Source organism: Roseibacillus ishigakijimensis (assembly GCF_016595415.1).
Classification (GTDB): Bacteria; Verrucomicrobiota; Verrucomicrobiia; order Verrucomicrobiales; family Akkermansiaceae; genus Roseibacillus; species Roseibacillus ishigakijimensis.
On record NZ_JAENIO010000151.1, the window covers coordinates 1 to 455 of the forward strand.

Sequence of the window (455 nt, forward strand, 5' to 3'; positions counted from 1 at the left end):
ACCAGATCCATCGCTCCCGTCAACGGAACCGAAAGCCCCGGGATCTCCTCTTTCAAGAAGACCTCCACCGCACGCGGCTTTTCCTTCAGGGCCTCAGGCGAAGCGAGATAGGCGGCGACGACTCGCAAGCCGTCGCCGATTGCCTTCTCCCGCTTGTTCGGTTCGCCGAAGTTCACCGGGCCTTCGTCACGCTCCAACTGCAGGAACGCCTTCTCGAAAGCCTCGGCCACAAACTCCGGAGAGTCATCCTCACCCCGCCAGCGAGCCAGATGAAAGGCCTGCAACGCAGCATGAATGGACTTGCCCAAGTGCAGCGCGACCGAGGTCGGCTTTTTGATGTCGGCCACCCGCTCGAAGTAAAAGCGAAGCGAGCAGCTCAGATACGACTTCGCCGCCGAGGGGCTGATGTGTTCCGGGAAGGCCAGCATCACGCCGCCCTCCTTCGGTTGCCCCCG

General features: G+C 62.2%; 1 protein-coding gene. It reads right to left on the reverse strand.

Going from position 1 to position 455, the window contains the following annotated elements:
• On the reverse strand, window positions 1-455 hold a 455-nt coding region (locus JIN78_RS16970; protein WP_200393184.1), incomplete at both ends, for a PD-(D/E)XK nuclease family protein.